The sequence below is a fragment of the Cupriavidus sp. USMAA2-4 genome (assembly GCF_001854305.1).
Classification (GTDB): Bacteria; Pseudomonadota; Gammaproteobacteria; order Burkholderiales; family Burkholderiaceae; genus Cupriavidus; species Cupriavidus malaysiensis.
In genome coordinates, this window is the sequence record NZ_CP017750.1 from 385,268 (window position 1) to 398,817 (window position 13,550).

General features: G+C 61.2%; 10 protein-coding genes. 1 reads left to right on the top strand and 9 read right to left on the bottom strand.

The annotated features are described in order from the left end of the window. Positions 1 to 9: 9 nt before the first annotated feature. Entirely contained in the window at positions 10 to 1,149 is a 1,140-nt protein-coding gene (locus BKK79_RS37825) for an AAA family ATPase (RefSeq protein ID WP_232346505.1), read from the bottom strand. A 193-nt stretch (positions 1,150 to 1,342) separates the two neighbouring features. Beyond that, a complete protein-coding gene (locus BKK79_RS37830) occupies positions 1,343 to 3,991 on the bottom strand; it encodes a DEAD/DEAH box helicase (RefSeq protein WP_071040779.1) in 2,649 nt (882 codons plus the stop codon). A gap of 125 nt (positions 3,992 to 4,116) precedes the next feature. Here BKK79_RS37830 and BKK79_RS37840 point away from each other — a divergent pair. Further along, positions 4,117 to 5,303 (top strand): IS3-like element ISRme13 family transposase gene (locus tag BKK79_RS37840; RefSeq protein ID WP_085960481.1). Its coding sequence is split into 2 segments (ribosomal slippage): positions 4,117 to 4,372 and positions 4,372 to 5,303, totalling 1,188 coding nucleotides; the frame shifts between segments, so codons are not numbered across the junction. A gap of 37 nt (positions 5,304 to 5,340) precedes the next feature. On the opposite strand, the gene BKK79_RS37845 is transcribed toward BKK79_RS37840, so the two are convergent. The 7 genes from BKK79_RS37845 to BKK79_RS37880 all read right to left on the bottom strand — a co-directional run bounded on the left by BKK79_RS37845 (position 5,341) and on the right by BKK79_RS37880 (position 13,549). Beyond that, a complete protein-coding gene (locus tag BKK79_RS37845) occupies positions 5,341 to 7,047 on the bottom strand; it encodes an ATP-dependent helicase (protein WP_071040780.1) in 1,707 nt (568 codons plus the stop codon). A gap of 51 nt (positions 7,048 to 7,098) precedes the next feature. Continuing rightward, complete coding sequence (locus BKK79_RS37850) at positions 7,099 to 7,974, bottom strand: ATPase (protein WP_071040781.1); 876 nt, start codon at positions 7,972 to 7,974, stop codon at positions 7,099 to 7,101. A gap of 29 nt (positions 7,975 to 8,003) precedes the next feature. Next, complete coding sequence (locus BKK79_RS37855) at positions 8,004 to 8,621, bottom strand: DUF4400 domain-containing protein (RefSeq protein WP_071040782.1); 618 nt, start codon at positions 8,619 to 8,621, stop codon at positions 8,004 to 8,006. 219 nt (positions 8,622 to 8,840) lie between these two features. Then, a complete protein-coding gene (locus BKK79_RS37865) occupies positions 8,841 to 9,353 on the bottom strand; it encodes a hypothetical protein (RefSeq protein WP_071040783.1) in 513 nt (170 codons plus the stop codon). 6 nt (positions 9,354 to 9,359) lie between these two features. After that, a complete protein-coding gene (traD, locus tag BKK79_RS37870) occupies positions 9,360 to 11,216 on the bottom strand; it encodes a conjugative transfer system coupling protein TraD (RefSeq protein ID WP_071040784.1) in 1,857 nt (618 codons plus the stop codon). Between the two features lie 3 nt (positions 11,217 to 11,219). Further along, positions 11,220 to 12,503: a TraI domain-containing protein gene (locus tag BKK79_RS37875; RefSeq protein WP_232346506.1), complete on the bottom strand. Its 1,284-nt coding sequence runs from the start codon at positions 12,501 to 12,503 to the stop codon at positions 11,220 to 11,222. After that, positions 12,500 to 13,549, bottom strand: coding sequence for a type IV secretion system protein (locus BKK79_RS37880; protein WP_083384857.1), 1,050 nt, complete (start codon positions 13,547 to 13,549; stop codon positions 12,500 to 12,502). The genes BKK79_RS37875 and BKK79_RS37880 overlap by 4 nt, the downstream gene beginning before the upstream one ends. Position 13,550: the final 1 nt, after the last annotated feature.

The window sequence follows — 13,550 nt, forward strand, 5'->3', positions numbered from 1 at the left end:
TCATGCTCATCAGCTACTCGCCCTCCGTGTACCTTGGGGTTCCTCGAAGAGTCCTGGCGTCTCACCCCGTGTAAATGTGTCTTCAGCGACGTTCATCACAAACTTACATACATTGCGAATCTCGTCGTGCTGACGCTCAAGTGCACGCGTCCAACCTTCGAACGTCACAGGAAGAACCTCTTCCAGTTCATGGCCAATATCGTGCATCAACGATCGCGGGAAGCGTTCGGATTCGCCGACGTGCGGGGCAATTGGAACGTCGTCTCCGAATGACCGCTGCAAGGCTGCCATCACGCGGGCCGAACGACTGTTGTTCGCCTTGAAGAAGTTTGGGACAGCGATGACCTGAGGGACCGGCAACTGCGCTTCGGCCAAATTCGTGAGCTCGTTTGCAAGAAAGCTCAGGGACTTCACCGTCAGGGCATCCAATCGGACCGGGATGAGCAATAAGTCAGCAGCAACGATTGAGGCACGTGACACAACAGATGTCGACGGCGCATTGTCGATCAAGACGATATCGACATCCTTGAGGTCGCTGTCGGAGTGCGCTGTCAGCCAATTCCGTAGAAACTTCTCCCGGTTCGGTTGCATCGCGAGGCGGTACCCTAGCTCTCCAAGGGTAATGTCGGCGGGCACGAGCTTCGGACCATGCTCGCCGTAAGGCTTGACTATGATCTCGGACAGCGGCACCGTCGCCTTCTCGCCACTTGCCGGGTAAAGCGCGTTCAGAAAGGTATGACGAACGACCCAGTCATTCGGCTTCGAAGGATCCGGCACTTCGTCGGGCTGGAACCCGTTCATCACCGTCAGCGATGCTTGATCGTCCAAATCAACGGCGAGCACGTTATACCCTTGAAGGGTAAATTCCGCGGCAAACTCGTTGGTCAGCGTGGACTTTCCCACACCGCCCTTCGGAACGTACACGGCAATCACCAGCGGGCGCTTGAACTTCGCCTTGCCTCGATGCCGTTTCGCCTTGGCCAGCTGCAATACCTGCCCAAGAGAATAGACAGGGCGGGTTGAACTGCCCGCAGGAATTCTCTCAGGCACAATGCTGTGCTCTTCGATCATCCTTCGAACGGTCGCCTCGCTCACGTCGAGCATAGGGACGATGTCCGCCAGACGGTACTTATTGATCTTGATTGGCACTTGGCAATCCTGAAAGGGTTTTTCTGCGGTTTGGCGCGATTTCCCTATCATAGCAAAAATGCGCGAACGTACACGAAATTTTGTGCTAGTAGCGTTGGTGCGCTGCACATCAGAAAACAGCCTGAGATGCGGGCTTGCGCATTAGATGGCGTCGCAATCTGCGACGCGTGAGTTTTCGCGCATGATGAGGGCATCATAGATCACAAATGGATGGATTGGCCTTCATATCGGCTGTGACCACCCGGCGAATCTCTCCCTGGCTCGCGGCGAGCGGTCTCGGAAGCGTTAGAACCCCGGTGCGGACCAAATCCACAATCCGTCCTTCCTTGAGCTTTCCCTCACGATAAGTCCTACGCTGATGGTCGACCCAGCCCCCTAAGTGGAAGCCGTCGGCACATCGAGTGGTTTGGGGCGGAACCCGGCCATCGTTCTCTTGCTGCCAGACCAATAGCTTCTCCAAGCCTCGCGACCAGGCCGCATCATGGCGAACGTGCTTTGTCGACCATTGCATACCTAGGCCATCAAGCCTTCCAATGCGCGTGTCGGGTAGCGTTCCATTGGCGAAATGTCGACGTTGAGTCGACAACCAGGTGCCCAGGGGAAAGCCTGCTGCCGAACCGTCCGGGCTGACTTCGCGCTTTGGGGCGTTGCAGTGACCATGGATTGCTGCGTACGCCCTCGCTGCATCAAAGCCAACCTCCCATTGGTCCGTCCTCACGTCCCAGGACAAGCCGAGCGCATCTAAGGCACCCTTGCGATCGGTCGCCAGCTGCCCCTTCGATAATGCGGACCGCTGCACCGACAACCACTTCCCAAGCTTGAATCCGCACTTCAAGACTGTGGTTTGCGGAACGTTGCAATGCCCAAAATCGGAAAGCCACCGGGTGAGGTGAGCCAGTCCCTGTTGGAACGCGTCGTCGAGTGGGCTCCACGCAAATCCGGAGCTGGTCAGCTTCTCGACCTTATCTGGAGCGAGTAGTCCATTCCGGTGGTGCCGGCGCTGAACTGATGCCCAAAGGCCAAGATCGAGCGACCTGGTGCCATCGCGCCACGCGGTACCCACAGGCACGTGTCCGCTTCCGTTCGCAGCGATCCAGGCGACTACGGCATCGCACGCTGCATGCCACTTGGCGTCCGTGACTCGCCATTGGATGCCAAGACTGTTTAGTCGCGCCTCGCGCCCAGCGGAGAGCTGACCCCTTTTCCGTGCATCTCGCTGAGCTATAAGCCAACGGCCCAGCGGAAAGCCGGTGGCGTCCTTCTGAGGCCAGCGCTCGCCCGCGCTTGCGTTGCAGTCGCCGAGAAGGGCGAACCTCTCTTGGGCAATTGCAAAGCCGACCTCCCAGGGATCAGACAACTCTTGAACAACGACGGGCCTGATTGCCTCGGCGATCTCTGCAGCATGTTGGCCGCCCCAGAACGTCATGTTTGCGAAGGGATTGAAGGCGCTGCTAGCCTTTCCAGTTAGCGCATCCGAGCGAGCTGCCACAAAGCGAGCGGTGAGTTCTTCGTCATGCGATCGCAAGGCGTTCAGTACCTTCCAGATCGAGCGGAAGTCTGTGCTCTGTAGCACCTCCGACGGCGTATCGCCTTCCCCTAACAACACGGGAAGAACAATCGTTCCGAGCGCTTTGCCGTCCGATTTCCGCAGAGCACGGCCGATAGCTTGAGCGATATCGATCTCGCTCGCCTTGGGATCAATGAACGCGATCCCATCGATGCTCGGAACGTCGACACCTTCGGTTAGACACCGAGCATTGGTCAGGACCTTATGCTGAAGACCGGTGGAGCTGGCGAACTGCTTCAAGACGCCGCGGCGCTCTTTGCTGGACATGGCGCCGGAGACGAAGTCTGCAGAGACAAGGACACCGCCCCTGCCCGCAGCCTCAATTGCTCTGGCAACGTCATTCACTTCTTTGGCGAACCCGGACGCTCTCGCCAACGTGTGGTGGAAGGTAATGACTCTTCGGAGCGAAAACGCCTCCATGGCCTTCAGCAGTGAGACAGCAGCGATCTCTCCTGTTTGATGGAGAGGCCGCGGGCTGGCCGACGGACCAGTGGCGCACTTCGCATCAGCGCCTTGTCCAAGAGAGCGGAGCTCGTCATTCGACGAGAGGAGGACTATCACTTGATAGTCGCAAAGTAGTCCCAGGTCGATCGCTTTCCGGAAGGGGAGCGTATGGAAACGCGGACCGAAGACACGCTCGTTCTCCATGTCGACGTAGCGGGAACTCTGCGATTCACCGCGGCGAGCCCCGAACACTCTAGGCGTAGCCGTGACAAACAATCGCTTCTTCGCACGAATGCGATGCTCGTCGAGCACCACAGCAAACGGGGAGAGCATGTCGCCGGCGCAACGGTGGGCCTCGTCTGCGATGACCAAGTCGAACACCGGGCCGCCGAAATCGCGTTGTGCTGCCTCGATCTGAGGGGAGGACTGGTAGGTCGAGAACACCACAGCGTTCCCACCGGATCGCAGGAACATCGCGATATCCTCCGGGCTCGACTCGACTCGGAAACCCGCATCCTTCAAGTCATCCGAAGTGATAGCGGGCCCATCGACTCCTCCCGACAGGCTAGCATCGGAGCATACGCAAAGCGCGGAATACCCCTTATCAGCTGCGGCATTCTCCCGCCACGCGCGAGCCATTTGCTCTAGAAGCGCGATCGATGGCACAAAGACTAAGGTCAGCCGGGCCGACATCTCCTCAGTGATCCACCGGGTCGTCAGAGTCTTACCGGTACCGCATGCGGAGATAAGCTGTCCGCGGTCGAACACCGAGAACATCCCGACCACATCCCGAATGGCTTCCTTCTGGTGGTCTCTTGGGGCGTATTTCATTGGACTAGGACAGCAATGGGCGAGATCGTAACGTGCCATATGACGCACGAAGTCAAGCTAGCTTTGAGCTTGCCCCCGCAAAACGAATCCCTTGCTGAGGTTAAACTGAAGCAAGGAGAGATGTGATGACAAGCAAGACAAAGCGGGCGCAGTACACGCTGGAATTCAAGCTGGAAGCGGTACGGCTGGTGAAGAGCGGGCAGAGCATGGCAGTGGTTAGCGCGACCCTGGGCATCAGAGCGCAGACGCTGCATAACTGGGTCAAGGCGGAGCGGGAAGGCAAGCTGACTGGTGCGGGTATGAAGCCGGTCAGCCCGGAGCAGATGGAGCTGGCCCGGCTTCGGGCGGAGGTGGCGCGCTTGAAGATGGAGCGCGATATTTTAAAAAAAGCCGCAGCATACTTTGCGAAGGAGTCGGTGTGAGGTATGCGTTCATCGAGCGAAACCGACGTTACTGGCCGGTCTCGGTCCTGTGTGAGCTGTTAGGGGTCAGCCCCAGCGGCTATCACCAGCGCAAGCAACGCACAGTAAGCACCGACAGGCCAGATAGAGGCCGACTCAGTGACGATGCCTTGTTGGCCCACATCAAGGCGATTCACGCCGGGGTCAAGGGGGAGTACGGCTGGCCGCGCATGTGGAAGGAACTGCTGGCGCGTGGGGTGCGGGTGGGCAAGGAGCGTGTTCGCAAGCTGATGGCGCTGCACGGCATCCGTGCCCGCCACAAGCGCAAGTACATCGCGACAACCAACTCGAACCACGATTTGCCGGTGGCCCCCAATCTGCTGCAACGCGACTTTAGCCCAGCAGCACCCAATCAAGTCTGGACGAGCGACATAACCTATGTGGCGACCGCCGAAGGCTGGCTCTACCTGGTGGTCATCATCGACCTGTTCAGCCGGCAGGTGGTTGGCTGGTCGATGCAACCACACATGAAGGCCGAATTGGTCACGGACGCGCTGCGCATGGCCTGGTTCCGGCGCCGCCCGGAAGCCGGTGTGATTGTGCACACCGACCGGGGAAGCCAGTATTGCAGCCATCTGTTTCAAGACGCCCTGAAGGCGTATGGCATGCGCTCGTCAATGAGCCGCAGGGGCGATTGCTGGGACAACGCGCCGACTGAGAGTCTGTGGGGGTCGTTGAAGGTCGCTCGCCTGCACGGTCGCCAGTTCGCTACCCGCCGCGCCGCAATGGACGAGGTAATTGACTGGCTTGGCTTTTATAATGCCAGCCGACTCCACTCGACGCTGGGCTACGTCAGCCCCATGACGTTCGAGAAAAACTGGTCCGCAGCTCAGCAACACCGGGCTGCCTAATTCCCTCGGTTATGGGATTCGTGGAACAGGGGCAAGGTCACCCAGCCTCGATGACAAATCGAGACGTGGGGTTGATCTTTGCCGTGCTCAGCGTCAGTGAGTCGCGTGCGCGCGTCATACCAACGTAGAAGAGCCGCCGCTCCTCGGCCTCGGTACTCTTCTCATCGGGTATAACGGCCTCTTCGGCACGGATGATATGAACGGCCGTCCACTCCAAACCTTTAGAGCTATGCATCGTCGTGAGAACCAGGGCATCCTCCGCAGGCTCATTGTTGTCACGACGAAGAAACTCCAACCGTTCAGAGAACGGCCCGTTCAGGCGAGTGAGGACCTCATACGTGGTCCGTATCGCGCGCTTTGCCGCGTCAGATCTCGCGAACAGCATCATCCACTCGTGGACTCCGTCAAGGACCAGAGCATAGAGATGCCTGTCGCATAGACCCCGCCACTCCAGCAGCCGCTTGAGAAGCTCACGGTACCGGTCGGCACTGAGCTCGGATAGACCCATCTCAATCAGGTCCCGCTTTTGCCGCTGATCCATGGATCGTCCGATCTTCGAATGGATGAGGCGCAGTTCGTGCCCGCCAATGCCAGCGAATCCAAGGAGCGCATCGAGCCCGCCAGACTTCGATTTCTGAATTAGCTCTAGCAGGTTGCCCATCAGGGCACCTTCAGGCCGGTCAAGGATGGACCTGCCGGATGCTCGGTAGTAGCGGACGCCATGTGACCGGCAAACGGCCTCGATAGGATCGAGGATACGATTGGTGCGGGCCAGAACAGCAGCTGTTTTTCCTGCGCGGAGCACAGCGGAAAGTGCTTCGACAGCGGAAACCGCTTCGGCGTACTCATCGTCGAAGCGCTGAAATGCCACGCTACCGCCCGGACCGCGCGCCGCCACCAACTCCTTTGGAATGCGGTCCTTGTTGCATTGGATCACCTTGTCGGCGGCGGCCAAGATCTCCGCTCGACATCGGTAGTTCTGGCCGAGGACAACTGGAGTCGCGTCAAACTCGCGGATGAAAGCTTCTATGCTCTTGTACCCGCCGGCGTCTCTCCAGCCATAGATGCTTTGATCATCATCAGCAACGAGAGAGACCACCGCGCCTGCCGCGGCATGCAGCGCGATCCAGCGGCTCTGGATGGTATCGGTATCCTGGAACTCATCAACCAGGAGCTCCGTGAAGGGATAGGGCTTGATGGTACCGCGTTGCATTCCAGCGACCGCGAGGCGCAGCATGTCCTGAAAGTCGATCTTGCCATTGCGCGCCAGCGCGTCCTGATAAGCCTCGAACAGCAGCGCTTCCGGTGTGCCGGCCGGTGGTGCGTCCATGCCTGTCTTCGCGCGCTCAATTGCCGCCACCGCGTCGTCGACCCTCCACTCCACTCCAGTCTCGTCTAGTACCTGGGCGACCAATGCAAGTCGGTCACCGTCCGACGCAATCCCGGGGCGTTTGCCCCCCGATCCCAGTTGCCTGAAGGCCAACGAATGGAAGGTGCCGGCGAGCAGCCGCTTCTTGGCGCCAGGCCCAGCAAGTGCCAAGATGCGGTCCCGCAACTCGACTGCCGCATCCTTGCTGAACGTGACCGCTCCGACCCGCGCATTCTCGTTGGCCAAGAGCAAAGCAGCCTTGGTCGCGATGGTCTTGGTTTTCCCCGCACCGGGCACGGCGACGGCGACGCAGTGCCGGCGCAGAAGCGCAACCTCGCGCTGTGAAGGGTTGAGTTCGTCGATGAGTTGCTGCATTTCCGAGCCTCTGCGGAAGCGGTGGCGTGCGATTCGGCTGGCGCTGACGACTTATAGGCCGCGAATCGTCGTCATCAGCTTCAGGTGGGTCATGTACGAGCGAAGGCCCAGCGGCTGGAACTTGCGCAGGAAGCGCTGCACCTCGGCATTCACATCCGTCTGGTCACGCAGCCCGTTCCACACCATGAAGTCGAACTGGGTCATCGTCTTGTCGAACTTAGAGATGACGCTGAGCGCGCGCATGGCGAACCGCGAGTAGACCTCGACGTCCATCTCCAGCGAGGGGCGCGTAACGGTGGGCTGAAAGACGATGTCGTTGCGGGCGCGCATGTCGGCTTCGGAACGTTCCCGGAACGCTTCGGCCACGCGCAATTGCTCGTCGACATACTCCTCCAGACGGGAAACCTCTGCTTCCAGATAGGCTTCCACCTTGCCTAGATCGCCCTTGCCGAACGTGCTCTCGCCGAAGCGCTGCAGGTTCACGCTCATGCGATTCAGGTACGGCCACCACTGCTCGAACAGCGGGCGAAGCCGCGTGTGATCGAGCTTCACGTTGACCGAGACGACCGCGGCGCCGGCCAACTGGCGGCTCAGCATTTGAACGCCCAGTTCACGACGACGCCTGACGATCTCGGCGCGCGCCTCGGGTGCCAGGTCTCGGAACACCTTGCGGGTGCGCTCGACCTCAGCTTTCTTACTGTCGGCTTCGGAGCTGGAAATGAGACCTTCCTTGCGCAACGCATCGGCGGCATTCTCCATCTCGTCCAGTTCGGCTTCGATGGCGCCTTCGCCGCCGGTCAACGATGTCGCCACATCGGTCGAGATCGGCGCCGCCGGGGTGGATGGCAGGGCCGCCGAGCTGTCGGCGCCAGCAATGGTTTCGTCGGCGAGTTCGAGGGCTGCGGTTTCGGAGATTGCAGTGGTCATACGGACTCCTTGGGAGTGGGTGTTGAGGACTATCGTCCGACGTGGAAAGACGACGCCATGCGCCAGCAGAGCAGGCCAGCGCCCACCAGGGCGGCGGTGCACCATTCGGCGGACAGCGAAATAGGTAGAAGAAGGGCGCTGGCACCCACCCCGGCGAGCGCGAGAACGCCGTGAGCTGCCAGGTGAAACGCCACAGGATTCGCGAAGCCTGCTGCTGCGGCACGGATGCTCCGGTGCACGGCGCCGTCGTTCAGCATGGCGCCGAGGAATACCAGGCCGCCGGCCAGCCAAGCCAAGCCTGCACCGGCGCGGTACAAGGCGCGATAGACGTTCATCCAGAAATGCCGGATCCAACCGGCTGCTAAGGATGTGGCGCCAGCATCAGGGATCGCCCCCGCCGCGTTGTTCACGCTCATCGTGGCACGCATGGCGCCCGTATCGACAAACCAGCGTTGAAAGCGGTCATTGGTCACCCGGGACAGCCGGGCAGCGCCGTCCTCGCCCAGAGCGCGTTCGACGGACTGCTGTTCCTCGCGACCGATCTCGAACGCGGCATCATCGGGGATCGCCGGCGCGAGGACGCCAAGAAGCAGCGGCGCGGCCAACAGCCACAAGCGCAGGTGTGAGACGAAGCGGCTGTGGGCCATCAGCGCACCCAGCGGAGGACGAGCAAGGCAGGAATCGCGACGACAGCCAGTCCAGCGCCCCAGAACAGCCCAGGCCGCGAGAACGCGAGGCTGAAGAGGGCATAGCAAAGCGCCGGACGGCCGGCGGCAAACTCGGCTGGCGCCGGCGACTCGTCTCGCAGTTCCGCTAACACGGCCGCGCGGACGGCGGCTGCCGTCTCAAGTGTCACGCCGGATAGCCTAGCAATCAGCGAAGTGGTCGGCGACATGGTAGTCCTCGAAATAGAGGTGGAAGGTGTGTCCATTCATGACGCGTGCGGCAAGCTGGAACGCCACGCTGCGCTGGGAAACAACATCAGGGCAGGCCTCGGCGACATTGCGGCAGACATAGCCAGGCTTCTGTCGCTCCTCAAACGCGGGGATGGACTCCAAGAACGGCGCCCAGACCTCGTACTTCTCCCCTTTGAAGGCGGCGTAACGGCTTGCGTAAAGCTCGTGCGAGCGAGCCAGCAAGCCCTGGAGAAATGCAATGTTGGGCGGGCGATTCGCCTTACGTGCCGCGCGATAGCCTGCGATCGCGTCGACTAGCATTTCCTTGGCCAGCGGCTCCACGCGGATGCGGAAGTTCACGCCGGTGAAGTCCACGATCTGCGTGCAGACGTCGCTCAGCTCCGGATAGGCGCCGAACATGGGCGCCAGCTTGGGGGACAGCTTGTACTCCTTGACGAGTTGTCGGAACAGACTAATGGGCATTGAGACTCAACCTTCGATGATGGGAATGCGGCCCTGATAGACGGCGCCGCCCGAGATGCGCATGAAGTACTGCAGGTTCGGCAAGCCGGTGATCAGTTGGACTGGGATGAGAGGGACCTTCTCCAACTGGGCCGAGCGCGACACCGAGCCGGAAAACTCGCCGATGTGCGCCTCCGATGCCGTTGCCGCACTGCTGGTGGTAACCAGGTTGCGGATGGCCGTCTCGCCGACTTTCTTGGAGAACCACTCCGCGGTGTCGGTATCCTCCAGGCGCAGCACGATCTGGTTATTCATGTTGCCAAGCACCTGGAGCATCTTGGCGGCGCTGCCCAGCTTCGCTTCCAAGTCCGAACGGCTCTGGAACGCGGCGAAGACCTTGAAACCGGCGCCACGGGACTTGTTGAGCAGTTGCAGAGTGTTTTCCGTCAGGCATTCCGCGATCTCGTCGATCATCAGGACTACCTCGGGCGGCTTGTCATAGAAGTTGTAGATCGCGCCGGCGACCGCGGCGACGTCTGCGGTCAGCATCGAGGCAATGGCCTTGGCGACGATGCTGTTCGACAGAGAGTCGAGGCCGATGTACAGCACGGCCTTCTGGCGGATCACCTTCTGGATGTCCCAGATCTCCCGGTCGTCGCTGAAGTCATCGGCCTTCGGCGCCAACATCAGGCCGGTCTCGCCGGTGGCCAGCATCTGGAGCAACGGCAGCGCCGAGGCGATGATGCGCCCGTAGTGGTCGCGATCGTGGTGGAACGTCGACACCAGTCCGTCAATCGTCTCGTGGCCGCGGCCCTTGTTGGCAAAGCGGTCCATGTAGAGGCAGACCATCGCGTCGAGCAACGTGCCTCCTGCCTTTTGACCAACCTTCTGCATCATTGGGGTGGCTTCATCCTCCCAGTCCGCCAAGCCTGCCTCGGGAAAGAAGCTGCGCAACGCGCGATCGAGCAGCTCGTTGATGCCGCCCTGGGCATAGCGCAGGATCGAGCGGAGATTCGGCTTGTCCCCGACATAGAGTTCGCCCTTGACGGCGCGATCGATGAACAGGAAGGCAAAGTCGCGGAAGGGACCCTCCTCCATCAGCTGCGCAATACGGCTCGCGATCTCGGACGGCTGTGACCAGTTCTCCAGGGGATTGAGCCGAATTGACTGTGATGGCGTGGCCTGCTTCCAGTACAGGAACTTGCGTCCCGTGCGCTCACATTCCTTCCTGGTGCGCTCCTTGAACTCGGCATCGTTCTTCGGATCAATGATGATGAGCACATCATTGGGGTTGTGGATCACCTGAGTGGCGATCACCTCATAAGTGCGAGTCTTCCCCGCGCCGGTTGTGCCCGCAATGGCTGTATGGCCACCGAGCGCCTTGTAATGCAGCGGCACCGACACCTTGATTGGCTCCATGCCTTGAATCCAGGCCTTGCCCTGCGGCGCCGGATCGGGAAAGCTGTTTGCTGGTGCGAAGAACGACTCGATCCGCTTCGCGGCGCTTGCCGGAACCCAATCCGGTATCCCCGGAATGTCGGAGCTCGGCATGCGCATGATGTCGTGGGCGATTTGGCAGTGCTTCTGCGTCCACTCAAAGCCGGTGCCGAGGAACATGGCGTCCTGCTGCGCGCGTAGCGCAGCGCTTGTGCGCAGGAGCACCTCGATGCGGATCTTCGTGAGCCATTTCGTCGAGATCCCCATGCGAAAGCGCAGAGCAGCCCATACCTGTGTACCCCGCACCGCCAGCATCAGAAGGCAGACCAGCGCGAGGTAGCCGCCGTGCGGCATTCCCGACAGCGGAAGGACGACGCAGGCCAGCAGCCAGCCTGCCACGGCGCGGGCCTCGAACAGGGGCCGGAAGTGATTCGTGTAGGCAGCCATGGCTTAGCGCGGGCTCACGAGTCCGCCGACGCGTTCGACAAGCACGATCTCACTACCCTGCACGCTGGCGAGGAGATTCAGCTTGCGCAAATGCTCGATCAGGGTCTCGCTGGTGATGCCGTAGCTGGCCAGGCTGCGCTTGGAAAGCGTCAGGCCCCGGTCGCCCCAGGCCACCTGCACCTTGCCTGCCGCGACGTCCTGAGTTAGCGCTCGGAAGAAGTCGCGCATCAGGTTGGACGCGCCGCTCAGCACTTCGGCAAACGGGTCGGCGGCGCGATCGGGAGCCTCCCGTCGGGGCGAGCGAAGGGTGTCCAGCGGTACCGACGGGGTTACATTCGCCTTAGGCGAGGGCGCCGGAGCCGGTGCCTCCGCAGTTGCCCCGTTGCCAGTGTCCTGGCGCGGTTCCGTCGCCGCGAACATGGCGGTCAGGCCAGCAGCTGCGTTAGGTGCGGCCGGCAGTTCCGAGGTCGGTGGCTTCGCCGTAGCTGCTGGCGCAGGGGCGGGGGCCTCGCGGCGCGCGACTTCGCTGGTGGCGGTCGCCTCCACCTGGCTGGCCGGCGGTGCGGGCGTGGTGTCCAGGGCAAACGCTGCCCGGCGTGCTTTGCGCTCGAAGTCGCCCGTGACTTCCACTGCTTGGCGGACGAGCCTGTGCAGCAACGATTCGTTGCCGATCGGCCGGCCTTCGGGCTGGATAGCGCCGAAGAGATCGTTTTGGACGATGGGGTCCAGCCAGCCTAGACGATCATTGCCGAGAATGGCGTGGGCGAGCAGGGCCGTGCGCATCCGCTGCACCGGCGCGGAAGCCTCACGTCGGATGACACGGTAGGTGGTGTCGCCAAGCCACACGTTGAAGGCACCGTGTGCGGCAGGGTTCCATGCTTCGCCGTCCGGTTCCCGGTGGAAATGGAAATGCCGACACGGCTCATCCAGCCAAGTGCAACATGCCGCCAAGAAGAGCGCATAGAGATACTGCGGCTCCAGCAGACGGCGTCGCTCGGAGGACTCGTTTGCGGCGAATTTCTGGCCGCCGGACAGCCGCATCGCATAGTACGCGGTTTCCACCGATGCCCGGAACGCTCCGCCCGACTCCGCGTGTTCGTCAGGCCGCAGCGGCATCGTCGAGAACCACTGCGCGCAGCCCCTGAGCACCGATTGCCACTTGCGCTCAAAGTCAGTCGCGTCGGCCTCATTGGCATATTGCCGGATCAGATCCAGGCGACCCGCATGCTGGGCGAGCATCGCGTCGGCCGAGGCCGAAGGGTGGCTGTCGTGCATGAAGACCGTCATGACTTGTTGCCCATGAACTTCTTGAGTGCCTTGCCGGCAAGGCCGCCACTTTTCCCGATAACGCTCAGACCACCGCCGCCGTCAACGCCACCGCCAGTGCCGAAGATACTTCCGGCGATCGAAGGGATCTGCATGGCGACGAAACACAGGTAGAGCGCCATACACATCGCGTAGCAGGCCGCGTAAAGGGTATCCGTGCCGATGCCGTTGACGCCGTCCGCCTTGGGTTGGATGACGCCAAGCACCAGATTCGAGATGATCCCCGCCACCACGATGTACATGCATCCGGTGATCATGTAATGCAGCCAGGAGAAGAAGTACTTCCGGGTGAAGCTGGCAAAGCCAAGTGCCACGGCGATCTGCCCGACGACGATCCCAATGGCAACTTGGAGGTCCCCTAGATTGACGTAGAAGATATAGATGATCGTGGCGACGTACAGCAACAGGAAGGCGACCCCAAGGGGCAGAGCACTGATAAAGGCGGCGATCTTTGACAAGCCGGAAGCGTCGCCTAGCGCGCGAGCCCAGGCGTCCCACAGTTTGCTACCCAAGTTGAACATGGATTGCGGCGTGGCATACACGGGTGTGCCACCGTTGACTTGCGTGCCAACTTGCTGGAACCAATTCCAAAGGCCCGTGACCGCGTCGGTGTACCCAAGATACAGGGCAATGAAAATGCCAAGCATCATGAATTCCTCGAGCAGCGTGGTCCAAGCCGAGATCGGGTGATGGGAGCCGGAGAAAGCCAGGCACGCGCGGATGATCGTGATGACCGCCAGGGCGTAGGCGAACTTGTTGGCGTCCGAGGACAGCGTCTTGCTCAACTGGGTTGCTGATGGAATCAGCTTGCCGCGAAGTTCCGTCATTAGATTGCTGAAGCCGCTGAGGGCCTTGCCCGCGTCACCAGCTTTCCCGATCGCTGTTGGTGCGGTGGAGCTGGCGTCGGCAGCCGATGCGGAAGCGCTTTGTGCGAGAGCATCGGCAGAGGTGACGACGAGAAGCAGCGATAAGAGCGAAGCCAGAAGCGCCAAAGCGACACGGGACATG

Bases quoted from the DNA above. Each gene is read 5' to 3' on its own strand.
- BKK79_RS37830 (WP_071040779.1), bottom strand. From the start codon at position 3,991: ATGAAATACGCCCCAAGAGACCACCAGAAGGAAGCCATTCGGGATGTG.
- BKK79_RS37845 (WP_071040780.1), bottom strand. From the start codon at position 7,047: ATGCAGCAACTCATCGACGAACTCAACCCTTCACAGCGCGAGGTTGCG.
- BKK79_RS37850 (WP_071040781.1), bottom strand. From the start codon at position 7,974: ATGACCACTGCAATCTCCGAAACCGCAGCCCTCGAACTCGCCGACGAA.
- BKK79_RS37855 (WP_071040782.1), bottom strand. From the start codon at position 8,621: ATGGCCCACAGCCGCTTCGTCTCACACCTGCGCTTGTGGCTGTTGGCC.
- BKK79_RS37865 (WP_071040783.1), bottom strand. From the start codon at position 9,353: ATGCCCATTAGTCTGTTCCGACAACTCGTCAAGGAGTACAAGCTGTCC.
- traD (WP_071040784.1), bottom strand. From the start codon at position 11,216: ATGGCTGCCTACACGAATCACTTCCGGCCCCTGTTCGAGGCCCGCGCC.
- BKK79_RS37875 (WP_232346506.1), bottom strand. From the start codon at position 12,503: ATGACGGTCTTCATGCACGACAGCCACCCTTCGGCCTCGGCCGACGCG.
- BKK79_RS37880 (WP_083384857.1), bottom strand. From the start codon at position 13,549: ATGTCCCGTGTCGCTTTGGCGCTTCTGGCTTCGCTCTTATCGCTGCTT.